An 18676-nucleotide genomic window follows, 5' to 3' on the forward strand; every position below is an offset into this window, starting at 1 on the left:
CGTCATTTGCGGGCAGAACGCACCTTCCCACTGAAGACGCTGAAGACGCTGAAGACACTGAAGACGCTGAAGCCGAAAGTGTTGTAGATCAGCGTCACCGGGATCAGTAGCGCGAAGCCACCCAGCACGAGCCACGTTTCATTGGCGTCCCAGATGGGCAAGATCGTCACAGCCATGGTCCTGCGATCCTTGGCGCAGATCTGATCCAGGGTTTCGATGCCTAGGCTCAACCGCGCAGCTTCCATGAAAACCTCGATTTAGGGCTTTTTTCAGATTTTCCCGGATCGATGCTCAATCAAATCAAGCCCCGAGTACAGGTCGGGGCTTGATGGGCAATCACACTGCATCAGGATTTGCGTCCTCCACCGCCACCCTGCTCATTGTCCTTGCGTCCCATGTCGGAGGACTTGTTGCGATCATCGGTGACATGCGTCCCGCGACCACTGCCCTGTCCACCGCTACTCATACGATCAGGATCGTTTGATTGCCGTCCGCCTGAAGCCTGACCGCCTTTCTGGCCGGGCTTGGACATGTTTTCGTTATCGTCGGCAAATTCACCGCCGCGATTCGTTCCTTGTCCGCCACCGGACATACGGTCCGAATCCCGTGATGATTGACCGCCCGAAGCCTGGCCTCCCTTTTGGCCTGCTTCAGAGGTGCGTTGTGGATCTTTGGCAACATCTCCACTTTTCTTGCCGGCTTGCGAAGTCTTGTCCCGGTCAGAAAAACCGCCTGGGTTGTTGTTTCCTGTGTTGGCCATGTCAGTTCACCTCTAGATCGTTGACACGAGCAGGTGCCCGTTTAATTCGGAGGGCGCCAAAAATCGAAAGTTTGAACGGAAATATCGAGCTCGCGACGAGCGGATTTCGGGGTTTGGTTCCATCGAAAATCAACTCATTCGACTGGCGGCATCCCCATGATGAAGGGGCGCCGCATGCCGGATTTCCAGACATCAGGATCAAGTTTCACTAGACTGATTATCTTGTAAGCAGCCCTCCCGGCATGTCATTCAGGAGGTCGTCGATGACAGAACATATCGTGCACTTTCACTGCCAGATCGATCAGGCAACCACTGAACGCTTCAGGGATTGCTGCCTGGAAGCCATCGACCAGGGCGCAACCTCACTGCTCCTGAATTTGTCCACCTGTGGCGGAAGCACCAACTTCGGCTTCACGCTCTACACGTTCCTCAAATCCTTGCCGGTTCCGCTCTGCGCCATCAACGCCGGCAATATCGAATCGATGGGGATCATCATGTTTCTGGCGGCCAATCGACGTATCACTTCGCCTCATGCCAGATTCTTGATTCACCCGATGAACTGGTACTTCAGCCAAAAATCGGTCGACCACCAACGACTGCGCGAATACCTGTCCAGTCTCGACAATGATCTTGCACGCTATGTGCAAATTTTCACGCTCGAAACGGCGGACGCCGTGACCAAACTGGATATTTTCCATTGCCTGTCCGCCGAGGAAAAAGTCATCGCCGCCCACGAGTCCCTGGCCTACGGCATTGCTCATGAGATGAAGCAGATGGTATTTGCTGATGACGTCAAACACTGGAAAGTCAGCGGCGGTTGACGAGCCTGAAAGCCGGGAGCTCCACGACACCGTTCAAAGAAGGACCAACGCCCATGACAATCCAGAGAATGGACAACGTCCTGATCGTCGTTGACGATCTCGAAGCGGTAAAAGCGTTCTTTATCGAACTGGGCCTCAAACTCGAAGGCCAAACCACCGTTGAAGGCCCTGCGGTCGGGAGCCTCATAGGGCTTGGAGACGTCCGGTCCACGATCGCGATGCTGCGCACGCCCGACGGGCAGGGAATAGAGCTGGACAAATTCCACACGCCAGACGCGGTCAGGTTCGGCCCCGTGGATGCGCCGGTGAACACCCTGGGTCTTCGTCGCATCATGTTTGCCGTCGTGGGTATCGATGCTGTCGTGGCGCGGATGCAGGCCCATGGCGCCGAACTCATTGGCCAGATGCAGTACGAGACCTCGTACCGGCTCGCCTATTTGCGTGGGCCTGAGGGCATTATCGTCGGGCTTGCCGAGCAGTTTTTCTCAGCCAAAAGTTGAAACATGATTGATAGCTAAGTGCCATCTTACGATAATCGCGGCCCCCTCCTCTCATGCAAGGAAATGCCGTGAAAAAGTCCCTCCTGTTCGTCCCGTTACTCGCGCTGCTGCTGCAAGGTTGTGGTGTCACCATGACGCGTTATGAGCCGAGTTACGAGAACGTCCAACAGCTCAAACAGACCCCGCCACTGCACTCAATCAGCAATGCTCAGGTGAAGGCGGACGCTGGCCAGGGCTCGCTGAGTGTTCGGGCCAATCCGATCAGCTCGCCCAGTGGCAGCATCCCACTGCATATTCAGGAGGCCATCAACGAAGAACTGCGCCGAGCGGGCCTGCTGGATCCGCAAGCACAGCGGCACCTGGATGTATTGCTGGTCAAGAATGAGCTGACGGCAGGCGTGGGTACCGGTACCGGCCAGCTCGCTGCCCGTTTTACTTTGCTCAAGGGCAATGAGGTGGTTTACGACGCGACCAAGGATGTGAGCCGCCAGTGGGACAGCAGCTTTTTCGGAGCCATTGCGATCCCGAACGCCGCCAATGCCTACAACCCGATGGTTCGTGATTTGCTGAAGACCTTGTACAGCGACCCGCAGTTCATACAAGCCCTGAAATGAGGGTAAAAAAAGAGCCGCAATGGCGGCTCTTTTTTTTCAGATCCGTGACACGCCGGAATCGAGTGCCGAATATTTCAGGCTCTTGCTCTCTACCATTTGTTTGAGCAATGCATTGACCTGGCGGCTGAAGGTATCGCTAATCGCCGCTTTCGGGGTATTGCCCATCAAAGGCACAAACCAGATACCGATCCAGGTATTGATCGAGTCATGGTTACTGGCATTGCTGATTGCCAGCCCTTGTTGGTCAAGCGCCTCGAGACTCATGGTGTATTGATCAGTGGCCATCGAAGGGATGACGGTCATGGTGAGCCCACTGATAAAGGCCATGACAAGCTGACCACCACCAGGCGGGTGGTTGTAAACCTTGAGGCGCAGGTTGTAATCGCCAGGTTGCTTCTGGAATTCATCCAGCGTGACGCGACCAAAGAGCCCGGAATCGGTCAGCACTTTTTGTAGTTCAGGCTTGAGCATGTCGCGCGCTTGGGGCATTTCAACGGCTGAGGCGCTTTTTGGCGCGCCTTGGTAGAAATCGAAGTCCACATACACATTCGGCTTGTTCGAATAGCTCGACATGGACGGCAGATTCACCGGTGCCACTTCATCCTTGGTGAAGCTGGCACAACCGCTCAACCCTAGTACCAGGGCCAACCCCAGAATTTTTCCAATTTGCATGATGGCTTCCTAAAATGATGGCATAGCGCCTCCATGGCCGGAGTGCTGGGCGGATTCTAGAGAGTGCGCGGTGATTGCAAAAGGCCATATCCCGGAAAATTGGCTGAAAAACAGAAAAAACGCAGATTTATTTTCCATAGCCCTGATCGTCTGCTACGGGTCGTCAACTGCCCTTCGCGACAGGCAGCAACCGGCCAAAAGCAGACGCTCGGCTAGGTCCGCGTTCGGCCAGAAGCAGCCCTTCATGACCGCCAAATCAATGTTACTCCAGGGGAACAGAGCTAGCTCATCTGCGACACCGCTGACGTTCATCGCCGGACTCATCTCGAACCCTGTGATTTACCTGAAAGCCATCTAAACTCAAATTCAGCCCCCCTAACCACCACTCACGGTGGAGCCTTGTTATGAGTCAACTCGACGACAAGCATGAAGTAAAATTTGACATCATGTCGGTCAGAGCGGGAGACATTATTTTTGTACTTCCTGACTCCACTGGATTAGGTAAACTTAAACAATTGGTCAATATTCACGGCCAACGATTATTGGCAAAAATTCGCACCCCTGTTCAGACTGAGTTGAAAACCGGTATTCAAAGATACTCACATGTGATGCTCGGAGTCGGAGATGGGCTCATCATCCATGCGAATGGAAAGATAGTTGCGTTGGAAGTTGTGACTGACGCATTAAATTTCAAAGCAACCCAATACAAAATTTATCGGCACGTTGGCGTATCAGGCGACGCAACGACAAAAATAGCAAAAGCGGGCATGCGTTATTTGCAACAAAAATATAGCTTCGGTACGTACTTTGGAAAACTCCGGGAAGGTGATACGACTCAGTTTTGCTCAAGATTGGTTGCGCATGCATACCGTTCTGCCGGAATGCCTCTGTGCGAGATGCCCGATAACAGTGTACTGCCGTTAGATTTATATATGCTTTGCCAATCTGCCCCTTGGAAGGACATCACTGCTGACTCCATTATTCAAGTCATCTCACCGGAACATGACAAAATCCTAGGTACTATTGATGTTCCTGGGGACGGAAGCTTATCAATGTCCACGTTTTTTCACACCACCGATCAGAAAGTACTTAAGAGTCTGAAATTGCAAAAAGAATATCATGAGTTGATACAGAAAAACCATCGAGACAATTTGCATACACAAGCGTTGCTGGCACAGTTTTGCGCAGCCGAATTTACGCTAACCAAGCAATTCCGAACCGCCCCTCAACTTATCGACGATGAATATTCAGAGAAAATTGTACGCATATTAAATCAGATTGAACCATTGCTGGACCTCGCTTGGCTGGCCAACATTGATTCATTGATTGAGCACACAATTTTGAATACCGACACAGACGGTACCGGGAGCAGTGCTTATGCGGGACTTCCTACTCCAGCTGCAATTCTTGAGTTGCAAATCACTAGAGAAACAGTAAGAACTTTAACGTATTTAATAATAGCCGAAACGGGTCTTTCCAGCATCCTCGCTAACAAATTTCCACATGACAAATTTGAAGACTTTAGAAATGTAAAATCAGAGTATATTAATAAATTTCTGGCTGCTCTACCAGATCTAACAATGCTATCAAAATACGAAGATTTGGGGGATCCATTCGCTTGGGTTTTCAACAGCGAGACAAGGAAATCATACCAAAAATTATACAAAAATATCATAACATCCCTAAAGCTCATTAATATGTTAATCAGCACTGGAAAAACCGTTGACAGTGTTTAAATGTTCGGAAGTACGCAGCTTCTTCATCCCAAGGAACATAAGCCGCACGATACTCTACTGAACTTTATGGTTACCCCGAATAATGCACTCCGTGATCGATGGCTAACACTGGCAAATCTAGTCCTGTCCTAGAGCGGTATAAAAACGCGGCTTAAAAATATGCGTTTTTTTGTTCAGGTTTCTGGACGTTAAACCTGCGCTAGAAAACGCTTTCCCTATAGGCGCGACCAGAAACAGATCTTAAAGCCTCACTCAAAAACCAATCCCGATAGCCTAGCTTAAGGCTCTTAGCCGTCAAGGTTGACTGGAAAACCTTCCAATACTCGACTACTACTAACTATAAACAATCTCGACGCACCACCGATCAATGGTAGTGCTGGTGCATTTGTAATGGGCGGGAGAGGCCACTATGCGACATTTAGTAGTTTGCCTGGATGGGACTGGAAACAGCCCAATTCAAGAGGATGTTCTATTTAAGTCAAACAACGAAGTTTTCCGAAATCGAGTTGAAAGCAATGTATTTAAACTCTGGTGCACGCTAACCAACAACAAAGACAGCTACAATCCAAGTAGCTTGCTTTTCGGAAAAAATGAATATAAATACTACGGATTAGTTTCAACCTTAGACGTCGGCGAGGGGTTTGAAGGTGAAGCTCTCTACATCAATGGTGTAGGAACTCAAGGCTCTGCCAATGACGAATTAATTGACGGGGCGACCGGGACTGGAACAAGCACTCGAATCAGAGATGCTTATAGATTCCTAGCAGAGCGCTATCATAAGACGGACAAAATCTACATTTTCGGGTTTAGCCGTGGCGCCTTTGCTGCACGTAGCCTAGCTGCTTTTATCAAACACGTAGGCCTCCCCAAAAGCAGGCGTACGATTCCAGAGGAAGAAATCCCTAATCTTTGGAAAGCGTACCGCTACGATGAACTCTACAAAGGGGGACTAGAGTCGTCACTATATGACCCAAGCCTCATTACAATTGAATTTTTAGGGCTTTGGGATACTGTCGGTTCTTTGGCATTTCAAAAGACATTTAACAAGTTTCACAAAATATCGCCTACAGGAGTACTGCATGTCCGTCACGCGCTAGCTCTTGATGAGACAAGACCTCACTTCAAGCCATCTTACTGGAAAGCAGCGGACGCAGACCCAAAAAAAGTCAGAGAAGTATGGTTTTGCGGCGTGCATAGCAATATCGGGGGCGGCTATCAAAATACCGAACTTTCGAACATCTCATACATCTGGATGCTTAGAGAACTAGCCGAGGTGTGCCAATTTATGGGAGATCTTGAGAAACTTACGGCGTATGTCGGCGAAGCTGGCGGCAATACCGACTGGTCAATAATCAGGGATTCTTACAAAGAATTCTACAGCGGATTCAAAATAGTTCTAGCCGTTTTAGGTGGAGGGGAATACAAGCGTCAAATACTGCCAAATCAGTATTTTCATCCATCGGTGTTCGAGTGGATCTCATCTGGCGGTTATACACCCAAGGCCTACATAAATAAAGGACGAGTCATATCCCTTCACGACCTAGCCAAAAGAGTACAACCCTCTTTGGACTGGATCATGGACGTAGACAATGAAGCCGAATACTCCAGAATAAGTAAATCACAAAAAAAAGACCCCCAATAATATTGAATTATATACATATATTATTTTAACCCCAAAAAAATCCAGCAAACCCAGCTAAGTTCAACTGCGAATCTAATACTCTAATGTATAGACCTTAACGATAATACAAGTTCGGAAAAGTTCAGTCGAATTTGGCGTCACCAGTCCATCAATGCCGAGTAACCTGTGAAATGTATCGGCACCAGCAACTACCGCTAGGTAATCCAAGAGGTTCGTCATCACGGACATCTACCGCGATAAGTGGACGTTCTGGCAAAATTGGGAATGACTCCTCACTTGACCAAAACAACCTGGGGTGCTCGGCGGGCGTGTACGATCAATTGGTTTAGAGCACTTTAACTGTCTTCCCGAGGCTATGCATGCACTTCCGCTGGGACCGCGGACGCGGCCCCAACAGCCCTATGAGCGCCGATGTTGGCCGCACAGACCAATCTTTACTTCCCACAGGCAATCCAAAAAAATCGCAGTGCTGGACGTATCAAGTGTGTTTTCACACAGCCTAGGTCGGTTGCAGCCTCTACGCGACAAGCAGCAACCGGCCTAAATTAGTCAACTGCCGTTTTAACCTTTCATCGGGCTCACCACCTGTAAATACGTACTATACTTAAATTCACACATTTAAAGTCTATAGTGAAAATCAAAAATAATCATTGGCAACAAGCCCTTCAACTGCATCCGATATTATGGAGCTACTCTATGAATTCGTTCATTCTTCCAAAGCCTCAATGTGGCGATGTTATATTTACGTCAACTAATAGTCGATTCAACCGGATCGCTTCATTTTGGGCGCAGCGCAAAATTGATGCTATGGCGCACGAATCCTCACGTTATTTTACGCATGTTGCTGTTGCCATAAACGATACCATAGCGCTAGAAGCTGTTCCGGCCCCAATTGCTTCAGCATCTTTGCTGGCCACAACCGCGAGCAAGATAGCCCCTAAGATGCACGCCGAGGATGCCCCAACGAAATCACACTGGAGTAAAGTCGATCTAGATTTTGGCGTTCGACTCATTCCGATAGGGGACATCTTAGTTGGCGCCATGGAGAAAAAATCTCCCTTGCTCGTCCTGAGGTCTGGATTGGACACCACTGAATCCGCCAAGCGCCTTGATATTTTATCGCCTTATATTCTCGCTACCATTGGCTGCGCCTACTCGATTGATGAATTACAGCAGTCAATGGAAAATAACCTAAACCCTTTACAAAAACTGATATCCAGTAATCTCCCAAACCTAATGTCATCAGCTTCTGATCTTTACACAATGATGAATTTAACTCCAGAGCATCTTGCATTTCTGGATGAATGGGCACCAGATGCTTTACCTGAATATCAGTTGAGGTCGTATTATTGCTCTCAGTTGGTACAAAAAATACTCGATCATGCGATGCTTACTTCCGAGTCAGACATACCAACCAAAATCACCCCATCAGGATTGTATAAAGCACTGACGGATCTCGGTTGGAGGGACGTTACCGAAACTGACTATAGTAGAGGTTGCATTCAGCATTTAAACAACAATAATTCGGCCAGATCGAATGCTGCTAGAAAATTCCACAACTTCAAACATCAATACCAGGCGGCAGTAAATCATAAAGCAATTGAACTGACTGTAACTACAATAAGTAAATCTATGGATAAATCGAAACACTCCCTTGGCAACACGCAATTTCAACTCGACAAGTTGATAAATATAAATACTGATAACACGTTAGAGCCAGAAATAAAAACCGACAATTCAATCGATATAAAACACAGCCCAAGCAGCGATATAAAAAATAGTCCTCCTTGATAATGACTGTGGCCTGCCTCAACCACAGCCACTGTATATAGGCCACATAGAGCTGTTAGACATCTTCCGCCGGTCATGACAGGCAGCAACCGATCAATAGCGGTCAGTCGACTGACTAGCCTGAGATGGTTAAGCTGGCGTGTTTTCAAGCGCAGGGCTGGACGCATGACAGAGAAATACCAAGGAAGCTGCCTATGCGCAGCCGTCAGTTACGAGCTACTCACTCCGCCAAAATCAGTGAGTCATTGTCATTGCAGCCAGTGTCGCAAAGGTCACGGAGCAGCATTCGCTTCGTACGGCAGCGTTCCCCGCAAATCGCTACGGATACTTAGCGGCGCCACCAGCATCAAAACCTATGCATCCTCTGAGACGGTGTTACGCGAGTTTTGCGAGACCTGTGGATCGACGTTGTTCTGGTCACGATTTCAATGCGAATTTACCGACTGGATTTCGATAGCACTGGGCACGCTCGACACGTCTCTCATGCCTCAAAAGCAAAAACACATTCATGTCGACTCCGCAGCCCACTGGTACACACCATCCAGTTTATGTCCCTAGGTCGACTGACAGCTTCGGGTTGTGGACTCAACCGGTCGACCATCCACTCGTAACCGAGGACGATGGCCGACGCGTCAGGCTGGTGGATGTAACGGGCGATTTGCGGCGCAATTTCGAAAGCGCCAGAAATATGCTCACGCCCACCCTAGCGCTTGACGACCCGCCGATGACAATCGGCCGGGGTCAACACCTTGCCCGCCTTGGAACGTACGGCGATGGTTTCTACCGGCTCCGACAATTCATTGTCGAGCAGCACCGAGTAGCTCTCCCCTGTGTTGAACAAGTAGCGCTCCCCCCACTGGCGCATGCTGACGACGATGGGAAACACCGCGCGCCCCATATCAGTCAGTACATATTCTTTGTAGGCACTGCCGTCGGATGCCGGCTGGATGTTGAATACGCCCAACTCAACGAGCATTTTGAGCTTGACCGTGAGGATGTTCTTGGCGAGACCAAGACGTTTCTGAAATTCACTGAAGCGGCGAACGTCGTCGAACGCGTCGCGGATGATCATTAATACCCAGCGATCTCCGATTTCTTCGAGCGTGCGGGCGACCGGGCATTCGCTCTGCGCCAGTAATTGCTGTCTGGCCATGGATCTCCTGGAAGCGAGTCAGTAGGAAGGGGGGAAAAGTTCTAACGTCAGACAAAAATGTTTTACAAAATGTGGTTGCATTTAACAACTTCATTTGATAAAAATCAACGCATCGGTTTCCTTTTGAAACCACATATTCCAAGGATGGAGTGATGCCGTTCAAGTCTCATGCCCCGGCAAAGATGGACATCGAAGCCGAAAAATCCAGCGGTGGGCACACGCAAGCCCCCCAAACCCGGGACACCTCCAGTCTCAGTCGCTATCAGACTTTTCTTTTTGCAATTACCTGCGCCATGGCGGTCGCAAACGTCTACTTCGCCCAGCCTTTGCTGGAATCGATGGCTGCCAGCCTGTCGGTTTCGCCGGGTACGATTGGAGTCGTAGTGACCGCGACACAAGCCGGTTATGCCGTCGGATTGTTGTTCATCGTTCCGCTGGGTGATTTGCTCAATCGCAAGAAACTTATCCTTACACAAATGCTGCTGTCGGCTCTGGCCCTGTGCGCAGTTGGCCTGTCGCAGGATTGGGGCATGTTGCTCGGCGCGATGGTGCTGGTGGGCCTGATGGCGGTCGTGGTGCAAGTGGTGGTTGCCTACGCCGCTTCACTGGCGAGTCCCGAGCAGCGTGGCGAAGCCGTCGGCACCGTGACCAGTGGCGTGGTGCTGGGAATTCTGCTGGCCCGCTTCGTCTCCGGTGCAGTGGCTGATCTGGCCGGCTGGCGCGGCGTTTATTTTGTCTCGGCCGCCCTGATGATCGGCATGGCACTGGTGCTGATGCGCACCATGCCAGCCTCCACCACGCCACCGACGAAAGGCGGCTACTGGCAATTGCTGCGATCGGTGTTCCAGTTGTACCTGACCGAACGCACATTGCGTGTCCGGGGCACCTTCGCCCTGCTGATCTTCGCCGCGTTCAGTGTGTTGTGGACGTCGATGGTACTGCCGCTCAGCGCGCCACCGTTGTCGCTGTCACACACCCAGATTGGTTTGTTCGGACTCGCCGGTGTGGCCGGTGCGCTGGCAGCTGCACGGGCCGGACGGCTCGCCGACCAAGGGCTCGGCAATCGCACCACAGGCGTCGCGCTGGCACTGTTGACCTTGTCCTGGCTGCCTACGGCGTTCGTTGAACACTCATTGTTCGCCATGGTGGTGGGTGTGGTGTTACTGGATTTCGCCGTGCAAGCCGTCCATGTCACCAATCAGAGCCTGATCTTTGCCGCACGACCCGATGCACAAAGCCGACTGGTGGGCGCCTACATGTGTTTCTATTCGGTGGGCAGTGGCCTGGGTGCAATAGCCGCTACTTATACTTATGCACACTTTGGCTGGGTCGCCGTTTGTATATTGGGTGCCGCCATCAGCGCAGTCGCCCTGCTGTACTGGATCTACCTGGAACTGACTTCCAAATAACTTTCCAACATCAACAAACTTCTCGCGATCATAAGTTAACGGATGGCGTGAAACTGTGGGCCTGCCACACACACTTTAATATCAACCGAGGTCAGTATGGCGTTGCACACACTCACTATTGCGTCGCATCAACTTGAGTTTCAATTACCGGTCAACTCGCCTATTACCGATATCGAGTGGGAAGCCGGTGGAAAGAATGTGATCCCGCTGGGCTGCCGCGTCGGGGCCTGCGGCGCCTGTCTGATCAAAGTCAAATCGGGTCTCGAGGCGTTAAACCCTCGGGACGGCGATGAAGAAGCGTTTATCGAAGTACTGGGCTACACCGGCGAAGAATACCGTCTGGCGTGCCAGTGCCTGATAAGAGGTGAATTAGCCATTGAAATCATTGGCTGATAGTTGCAGTTGCAGTCGGTTCACTAATTAACGCGTTAAAAACAAACCCAAAACAGAGGCTTGATTATGCTTAACCGTGTAAAGAATGTTGGCTATGGTGATCGCACTCCTTTTCTCAATGCTGCCGCGTCGTTAAATCTGCGTGGGGAAATTGACCGGATTATCGATACACAAGTCGAGCAATGGTACGCAACCGTGCCTCAAGCCGCTCACCTGGAAGGCAAAGACGTCAACAGCGCGTACTACAAACGTCACCTGGTCGAAACCGCATGGCGCATCCGTCTGCTGCGCGTGGCTGAAGCAAAAGCCCTGGTCGAAGTGGCCAAAGTCAGCCCGGAAGCTGCACAGATCTGGGCCCACTACGAACAGGAAGAAATGCTCCACGACGACCTGTTCATTCAGGATCTGGAACGTGTCGGCGTAAGTCGCGAAGAGTTCCTGGCCACCGAACCGTACCTGTCCACCAAGTTGCTGGCGGGTTTCTTCTCCTACCTGCTGGACCACGAAGGCCCACTGGGCGTCGTTGCCTATTCCTACCTGGTCGAGTACGTGAACGTGAAGCTCGAACCACGCAAGCTCGAAGCCCTCAAGGCATCGGTTGGCGAGAAAAACATCATCGGTCAGGTTTCCCACTCTCACACCGATATCAACGACGACCATCCGGGTGAAGTCTGGGCCGCTCTGCGCTTCCTGATCAAAGGTGAGCAGGACATCGAAGCCCTGAAACGCTACCTGGCCGAGCATCAGAAAATTCTCGCCATGTACTTCAGCGAGCTGTACATCGACACCCTGGCCAAGCCGCAAGACAAGGCAGCTTAAGCCATGGAGCAGGCAATGAATTCAAATCGACCCGGCGTTCTGATCCTGAGCCACTGCGGCTTTTCTTTCCTGGAGGACTTGAAGGAGGAGCTGCATCGCCGCCAGCTCCGGTGTTTCGTACTGACTTCATTGCCGCTTCCGGAACACGTGCCGGCCCGCCTGGAACAGATTCAGGGCTGGGCGGACCGGCTCTACACCGCAGACTCTCACCAGTTGAGACTGGAAGATGTGAACAACGCACTCCAGACGCTGCGCAAGTCCGGCGAGCAAGTCACCTGCTGCATCAGTGTGTGGGAAGGTTATCGACACCTGATGGCCGCAGCCAACGCTGCGCTCGGAACGTATGACATTGATGCCCGACAGGCACTGGCATTGCGCAACAAGCTTGAGGTGCGCAACCAACTGGCCGAGGCAGGATTATCGCAAGCCAATGCTTATGCATTGACTGCACCGATGCTGGAAACACTGCAAGCGCAGAACCAGCGCTACTTCATCAAACCGATCCACGGGATCGCTTCGTATGCGGCGTTTCCGATGCGCAAGGACACCACCTGGGAAGCGCTTGAGGAACTGCGCAAGGCTTCGGTCGAGGACACGGTGTATGCCTCGGCCTTCCACGACGGCTTGCAATTCATGGCGGAGGATTACATCGCCGGCCAGGAATTCAGTTTCGAGACGCTGTTGGTCGATGGTCAGGCGCATGTCGTGGCCGTCCATGAAAAATACGAAGTGACCGAGACCGCTGACACGGTGCTGGAAGACAGCTGCACCACACCGCCGGCAAGCCTTGATCAGGCGCAGATTGCGACGGGCTTGCAGTGGCTGAAGAACGTGCTGGGCTGCATGGATCTCAAATGGGGCTGCTACCACGTTGAAGCGCGTTTCACCGGGCAACACTGGGACCTGATCGAGATCAATCCGCGCGTTGGCGGCAGCTTGATTTCCCACAGCGTCGAGGCAGCCACCGGCGGCCACAGCATGCTCTCACTGTGGCTGGATCTGCTTCTGGCCAGTCAGGACGACGCCCTGCCCCGCGAAGCGCTCGGGCAACGCCTGACCCAATTTGGCTGGCAGGCGGATGGCAGCAGCGCACAGATCACAGCGACTTTCTTCCGGGTTTATTTCGCCAAACCGGGAACGCTGAGCTCAGTCACCCTCAACGACCTGCCTCTGGCACCGGTGGTGAAACACATCCTGCTCAAAGCAGGCGATGTGATTCCCGCGCATGCCCGCGAAGTGTTTTTGGGCCAGTTGCTGTGGACATTCGACCGAGACCGTCAGGCAACGGAACTTGAGCGTCTGGCGCGTCTTTCCGCCACGGCGCTGGACATCCAGTACGACGTCGAAAGCCATTGAAATCCCGCTGAGCAAGCGCCTGGAACAGCAATGCTGTCCATGAACAATTCCATGCATTTAAGGATGAAGAACATGCCGCCGCGTGCGCCTGTATTGTTAATAGTGGACTACAACCTGAGCCGGATCGGCGATGTTCTGCACATGCGCAACTATGCGCGCCAGCAATGGGGCGCCGAGACCTGGCTGGTCCGGGACAATCCTCAGGATCATGACTTGCAGATCAGTGACCGGGTCATCGATGCCGACCCGCTGGACCCGGATTTCGTCCGCCATGCGCTGCGTCAGTTGGGCGAGGACGCGGGCAGAATCAATGCCGCAATGGTGTTTTCCGACAACGCGGTCGCCAGCGGTGCGGCCCTGCTCGAACAACTCGGCCTGCCGGTGGACGACGCCGAGCTGGCGCTGGGCGCCTTTGACAAACTGGCCTACCGCATCGCCGAGCGTCGCGACCGTCCCCTGCTTGACCCGCTGGGGGTCATGCTGCCGGACTTCCAGCAGATCGGAAGCATCAACGATGTGCGCAATTTCGCCCTGCGCCAGGAACGCGGTTTCGTCATCAAACCGGCGTGTGAAGGCAACAATCGCGGGGTGGTGATGGTCGCACCGGGGGGCGATTGCGAGCAGGCCTTTGCCGAAGTGGCGCCCTACCTGGAGGGCGGTGTGTTGGCAGAAGCGTTCATCACCTTCACCCGCGAATACTCTTATGACGGCTTGGGCGATCTGTGGTTTATCACGGAAAAAGTCAGCGCCACCGGACGTTATCCCGTGGAAGTAGCGCAGATCCTGCCCGCCCGCCTCAGCCAGCCAGAGCGTCAGGCGATTCGTCAGACCGGCGAGCAGGTCAATCGTCTGGTCGGCCAGCGAAACGGTCCGTTTCACAACGAGATCAAACTCAGTGATGCCGATTACCAAACGGCCGTGATCGAGCCTAACCGTCGTCCCGGCGGCATGAAAATCTGGACGCTGGCGCACGCGGTACATGGAGTCGATCTGTATGCGGCGTGGGTCGATTCGGTGTTCTGCGCGTCGGTGCCCCAGGAACTGCCACCGGCAACCTGCAGCGCCGCCACGGTGATGTTCGGCGTACCCGAGGACATGACGCTCGACGTGATCGAACTGGGCGAAATCCGCACCATGGTTGATGACACGCTGACGTTGGCCGCGCAGACCCTCGACATGGCCAAGGACGATATCGCGCTGCTCGAATGCGCCTGGATCATCGGCCGGTCACGGCTGATCCATGCAACACCCAGAGACAACAGCGACTTCGTGGCCCATGCCTGCGTCGCGTTGCATGACGCGCGCATCGACATCCGCGATCTGGTGACGGTGCTGCGTGAACAGTGGCTCACGGTTCTGAACCGTCACCTGTCCGCTGCGCAATTGTTCAAGGTCGCGTCCTGACTTCTCTCTAATACGCTTTGAGATCCCCGGCATGAAAATCCTGATTCTTCACCGTGTCCCGTATCCGCGTATCGAATACCACCGCGGGATAGACCATGACTTGCACGATGTCACGTACATCGGCAAACAATCGGCGATCGATACGCTCCCCGCCGACCTGCGCTGCCACAGCGTGGTGCGAGCCGGGCTGAACAGTGCCTTCGATGAAACGCTGGCGTGGCTGGCCGAAAGCCCACAAACCTTTGATCGCGTCATTTCGATGTCCGAGTACGAATTGCTCGACGCGGCGCGTCTGCGCGAAGTGCTGAATATCGAAGGTGCGTCGTTGCAGTCGGTGACCCTGGCGCGCAACAAACTGGAGATGAAAGCAGCGGTTCAAGCCCGGCATCTGCGTGTACCGCGCTTCATGTCGCTGGAGCGCTATCTGGCACTGCAAGGCCATGTGCCATGGACTGGCGCAACCGTGCTGAAACCTCACAGCGGCGCGTCGAGCATGGACGTCAGCATTCATCAGCAACCGGCTCGCGCCTTCGATGAGATCAGGCAAAAGATCAGTGGTCTTGCGCTGCGCGTTGATGAGTTTCAGGTCGAAGAGTACATCAGCGGCCCGATCCGCCATTTCGACGGTCTGGTATTGAACGGTCGGGTCATCTCCCTGCTGTCCAGCGAATACGTGGGCACCTGCCTGGATTACATGGAGCGCGGTCAACCGCTCGGTTCGTGGCACATCGAAACCACGGCGTCGATGCATGAGTGGGTCAGCGCGGCGCTGCAAGCGGTGCAGATTCACAATGGCGCGTTCCATCTCGAAGCGATCATGGCGGACGACGAGCCGGTGTTCCTCGAGGTTGGTAACCGGGTCGGTGGCGCGGATGTGGTCGCGACCTATGAGCTCGCCACGGGCATCCACTTGCCGTCGCTGGAATTACGCATTCACGTAGACGGCGAACTGGACCTTTCGGCCTTCAGTCGCCAGCAGAACGACCTGGGTTTCGGCTGGTTTGTGTTCCCGGGGCACACCCATCCGGAGCGGATCTACCAGGGCCTGGACGGCGCCGAAGAGCTGCGCGCGAGTGCGCACGTCGTGCAATGGAACGAACTGTCAGTGGGCGCGCTGTTGCCGGAGCACGTGACGTATTCGGCGTTCGAAGCGCCATTGGCCGGCATCGTCAAAAGCGCTGAACCCCAGCAGACCCGGGCATGGATGCAATCGTTGTTTTCACATGTGCGCCTGGCGCACAACCTGACCTCTGTGGCGTGACACCGACCTCCTTCATCAAGGCAAATAATCCATGAAACCACTGCACGTAGTGTTGGCTGTATTGATAACGGCAATCTGGGGTGTGAATTTCTCGGTGATCAAACTGGGACTGGCCACCGTCGATCCGTTCATCCTGGCGGGTATCCGCTTCAGTCTCTGTGCGTTACCGGCGATTTTCTTCATCCGTAAACCCGACGTGCCGTGGCGCTACATCATCGGCTATGGCCTGGTGTTCGGCATTGGTCTGTGGGGCGTGGTCAATCTGGGTATCAAAGCCGGGCTGTCGGCGGGCATCGCGTCGCTGGTGCTGCAGTTCAGCGCGTTCTTCACCATCCTGCTCGGCGGTTGGGTGTTCAAGGAAGCGCTGACCCGCTTCCAGGTGCTGGGCATGTTGATCGCCCTCGCGGGGCTGTTGTGCATCATCAAGATCAGTGACGGTTCGGTGAGCCTGACCGGCGTGTTGCTGGTGCTGGTGGGCGCGGCGTCCTGGAGCGTTGCCAACATCATCAACAAGAAGGCCAGCACCAAGGATGTCTTCGGCTTTCTGGTCTGGTCCAGCGCGTTTGCACCGATTCCGCTGTTCGCCCTCGATTACGCGGTGAACGGCAGCGCCGGCTACACCGCGTTTGTCAGCCAGGTGAACACGACTGCCGTGTTGTCGATCCTGTTCCAGGTCTATCCCAACACGCTGTTCGCTTACTGGATCTGGAACTCGCTGCTCAAAACCTATCCGGTCTCCACAGTGGCGCCGCTGTCTCTGCTGGTGCCGATCTTCGGCATGCTCGGCTCGGTAGTGGTGTTCAACGAAAGTGTGCCGGTGAGCAAAGTACTGGCGGTGGTGCTGATCGTACTCGGCCTGGCCGTCGGCCTCTATGGTCAGCGTATTTTCAACGCTATATTCGCGCGTCCTGCGCGCACTTCAATGTGAATCGATAGGGAACCGGTATGAGTCTGGGAAGACGTGATTTTATGGGCGCCACTGTAGGAGCGACCCTGATTGGAGGCAGCATGTTTGCTGGTGTAGTAAACGCACAGGTGGGTCAAGCGCCTGTCAAGGATGAAACCGTGACGACACTTGACCCCGCCGATTGGGCGTCGGTACGGGCGCAGTTCAAGCTGTCGCCGGAGTTAGTGCACATTTCCAATTTCTTTCTGGCTTCCAACCCCAAGCCGGTACGCGATGCGATGGCGCGCCACCGCCAGGCCTTCGACGAGAACCCTTACACCTACCTTGAAGACAATATGTTCGCCAAACCCGAAGACATGGTTTGGCGCAAGGTTTGCGCTGCGGCGGCGGAGTACACCGGTGGCCGGGCCGAGGACATCGCGCTGACCACCAGCACCACGCAGGGTCTGGCGATGATTTACAACGGCCTGAAGCTGCGTGCCGATCAGGAAATCCTGACCACCCATCACGAGTGGTATACCCACGACGAGGCCATGCGCCTGGCAGTGGTCAAATGGGGTGGGAGCATCCGTCGCATCGACCTGTACGAAGGGCCTGAGGATGTCAATGTCGACGCGATCGTCGCGCGCATAGAAGCGGCCATCAAACCCTCGACGCGCATTCTGGCCATGACCTGGGTGCACTCGGGCACTGGCGTGCGCCTGCCGCTCAAGGATATCGGTGCACTTGTGACCCGACTCAATCGTGATCGCGCTGAAGCCGATCGGATCATCTATGTGATCGACGGTGTGCACGGCTTCGGTTGTTCCGAGGCGCAGGTGGCCAGTCTGGGCTGCGACTTTTTCAGCGCCGGCACGCACAAGTGGATTCTTGGCCCGCACGGTACGGGGCTGGTCTGGGCACGTGAAGGTCAATGGGCGCAGATCACTCCCACCATCCCTACCATCATGGCCGCCGAGCCTGGCAACGCCTGGCGCCAGCAACGCGATCCGCAAGGTGAAACGCAGGCCGCCTGGGTCAGCCCTGGAGGGTTCCTGGCGTTTGAAAACCAGTGGGGCGTGATCGAAGCATTCGAGTTCGTCAAGAAAATCGGCCGCAAGCGTATCGCAGACCGCGTCGCCGAACTCAACGGTCAACTGAAAGAAGGCCTGGCGAAGCTGCCCAATGTGCACCTGCACACGCCCCGCTCCGCCGAGTTTTCCGCTGGCATCGTGTGCTGCGACGTTAAAGGCTGGACGCCCAAGGATGTCGTGGCGAAGTTGAAAGCGCAGAAGATCATCGCCAGTGCCACACCGTATCGCCATTCGACGGTGCGTTTCTCTGCCGGGATCATCAACACCCCTGAAGATATCGAGAAAACCCTCAAGGTCATGCGCACGTTCGCCTGACACCCAGCCAGCCCGGATCGACGCCAGTCTTCTGCACCGCTCAATGCGGC

At 53.9% G+C, this 18676-nt stretch carries 19 protein-coding genes; 15 read left to right on the top strand and 4 right to left on the bottom strand.

Annotated elements, in window-relative coordinates; all coding sequences use genetic code 11:
* Nucleotides 1-2 precede the first annotated feature (2 nt).
* Together GPL81_RS31425 and GPL81_RS14330 are read right to left on the bottom strand one after the other, a co-directional pair.
* Nucleotides 3-245: a cytochrome d ubiquinol oxidase subunit II gene (locus tag GPL81_RS31425; RefSeq protein ID WP_160107269.1), complete on the bottom strand. Its 243-nt coding sequence runs from the start codon at nt 243-245 to the stop codon at nt 3-5.
* Nucleotides 246-346: 101 nt separating this feature from the next.
* Nucleotides 347-760, bottom strand: a complete 414-nt coding sequence (locus tag GPL81_RS14330; protein WP_160107270.1) for a KGG domain-containing protein — start codon at nt 758-760, stop codon at nt 347-349.
* A gap of 263 nt (nt 761-1023) precedes the next feature.
* Between GPL81_RS14330 and GPL81_RS14335 the strand changes: the two genes are divergently transcribed.
* From GPL81_RS14335 to GPL81_RS14345, 3 genes are all read left to right on the top strand, one after another.
* Nucleotides 1024-1581: an ATP-dependent Clp protease proteolytic subunit gene (locus GPL81_RS14335; RefSeq protein WP_096512176.1), complete on the top strand. Its 558-nt coding sequence runs from the start codon at nt 1024-1026 to the stop codon at nt 1579-1581.
* 53 nt (nt 1582-1634) lie between these two features.
* Nucleotides 1635-2081, top strand: coding sequence for a VOC family protein (locus GPL81_RS14340; RefSeq protein WP_160107271.1), 447 nt, complete (start codon nt 1635-1637; stop codon nt 2079-2081).
* A 68-nt stretch (nt 2082-2149) separates the two neighbouring features.
* The gene (locus GPL81_RS14345) at nt 2150-2695 is read left to right on the top strand and encodes a hypothetical protein (RefSeq protein ID WP_160107272.1); all 546 of its coding nucleotides are present in this window, start codon (nt 2150-2152) and stop codon (nt 2693-2695) included.
* A 36-nt stretch (nt 2696-2731) separates the two neighbouring features.
* On the opposite strand, the gene GPL81_RS14350 is transcribed toward GPL81_RS14345, so the two are convergent.
* The gene (locus GPL81_RS14350; RefSeq protein ID WP_160107273.1) at nt 2732-3367 is read right to left on the bottom strand and encodes a hypothetical protein; all 636 of its coding nucleotides are present in this window, start codon (nt 3365-3367) and stop codon (nt 2732-2734) included.
* 404 nt (nt 3368-3771) lie between these two features.
* Between GPL81_RS14350 and GPL81_RS14355 the strand changes: the two genes are divergently transcribed.
* The 4 genes from GPL81_RS14355 to GPL81_RS14370 all read left to right on the top strand — a co-directional run bounded on the left by GPL81_RS14355 (nt 3772) and on the right by GPL81_RS14370 (nt 9094).
* Nucleotides 3772-5103 carry a YiiX/YebB-like N1pC/P60 family cysteine hydrolase gene (locus GPL81_RS14355; protein ID WP_160107274.1) on the top strand — a complete coding sequence of 444 codons (1332 nt, stop codon included), beginning with the start codon at nt 3772-3774 and terminating at the stop codon, nt 5101-5103.
* A gap of 409 nt (nt 5104-5512) precedes the next feature.
* Entirely contained in the window at nt 5513-6745 is a 1233-nt protein-coding gene (locus tag GPL81_RS14360; protein WP_160107275.1) for a DUF2235 domain-containing protein, read from the top strand.
* A gap of 696 nt (nt 6746-7441) precedes the next feature.
* Nucleotides 7442-8536, top strand: a complete 1095-nt coding sequence (locus GPL81_RS14365) for a hypothetical protein (RefSeq protein WP_160107276.1) — start codon at nt 7442-7444, stop codon at nt 8534-8536.
* Nucleotides 8537-8701: 165 nt separating this feature from the next.
* Complete coding sequence (locus GPL81_RS14370) at nt 8702-9094, top strand: GFA family protein (protein WP_160107277.1); 393 nt, start codon at nt 8702-8704, stop codon at nt 9092-9094.
* Nucleotides 9095-9239: 145 nt separating this feature from the next.
* Here GPL81_RS14370 and GPL81_RS14375 read toward each other — a convergent pair whose 3' ends face one another.
* On the bottom strand, nt 9240-9689 hold the full coding sequence (locus GPL81_RS14375) for a winged helix-turn-helix transcriptional regulator (RefSeq protein ID WP_160107278.1): 450 nt from the start codon (nt 9687-9689) through the stop codon (nt 9240-9242).
* Between the two features lie 152 nt (nt 9690-9841).
* Here GPL81_RS14375 and GPL81_RS14380 point away from each other — a divergent pair, with 152 nt between their 5' ends.
* From GPL81_RS14380 to GPL81_RS14415, 8 genes are all read left to right on the top strand, one after another.
* The gene (locus GPL81_RS14380) at nt 9842-11098 is read left to right on the top strand and encodes an MFS transporter (RefSeq protein WP_160107279.1); all 1257 of its coding nucleotides are present in this window, start codon (nt 9842-9844) and stop codon (nt 11096-11098) included.
* Between the two features lie 96 nt (nt 11099-11194).
* The gene (locus GPL81_RS14385) at nt 11195-11491 is read left to right on the top strand and encodes a 2Fe-2S iron-sulfur cluster-binding protein (RefSeq protein ID WP_160107280.1); all 297 of its coding nucleotides are present in this window, start codon (nt 11195-11197) and stop codon (nt 11489-11491) included.
* Nucleotides 11492-11557: 66 nt separating this feature from the next.
* On the top strand, nt 11558-12310 hold the full coding sequence (locus GPL81_RS14390; RefSeq protein WP_160107281.1) for a hypothetical protein: 753 nt from the start codon (nt 11558-11560) through the stop codon (nt 12308-12310).
* Nucleotides 12311-12325: 15 nt separating this feature from the next.
* Nucleotides 12326-13666 carry an ATP-grasp domain-containing protein gene (locus GPL81_RS14395; RefSeq protein ID WP_160107282.1) on the top strand — a complete coding sequence of 447 codons (1341 nt, stop codon included), beginning with the start codon at nt 12326-12328 and terminating at the stop codon, nt 13664-13666.
* Nucleotides 13667-13738: 72 nt separating this feature from the next.
* Nucleotides 13739-15070: an ATP-grasp domain-containing protein gene (locus GPL81_RS14400; protein ID WP_160107283.1), complete on the top strand. Its 1332-nt coding sequence runs from the start codon at nt 13739-13741 to the stop codon at nt 15068-15070.
* Nucleotides 15071-15101: 31 nt separating this feature from the next.
* A complete protein-coding gene (locus tag GPL81_RS14405; protein ID WP_160107284.1) occupies nt 15102-16331 on the top strand; it encodes an ATP-grasp domain-containing protein in 1230 nt (409 codons plus the stop codon).
* A gap of 31 nt (nt 16332-16362) precedes the next feature.
* Entirely contained in the window at nt 16363-17259 is an 897-nt protein-coding gene (locus GPL81_RS14410) for an EamA family transporter (protein ID WP_160107285.1), read from the top strand.
* 137 nt (nt 17260-17396) lie between these two features.
* A complete protein-coding gene (locus GPL81_RS14415; protein WP_246218927.1) occupies nt 17397-18626 on the top strand; it encodes an aminotransferase class V-fold PLP-dependent enzyme in 1230 nt (409 codons plus the stop codon).
* The last annotated feature ends 50 nt before the right edge of the window (nt 18627-18676 follow it).

The sequence above is a fragment of the Pseudomonas izuensis genome (assembly GCF_009861505.1).
GTDB classification, from domain to species: Bacteria; Pseudomonadota; Gammaproteobacteria; order Pseudomonadales; family Pseudomonadaceae; genus Aquipseudomonas; species Aquipseudomonas izuensis.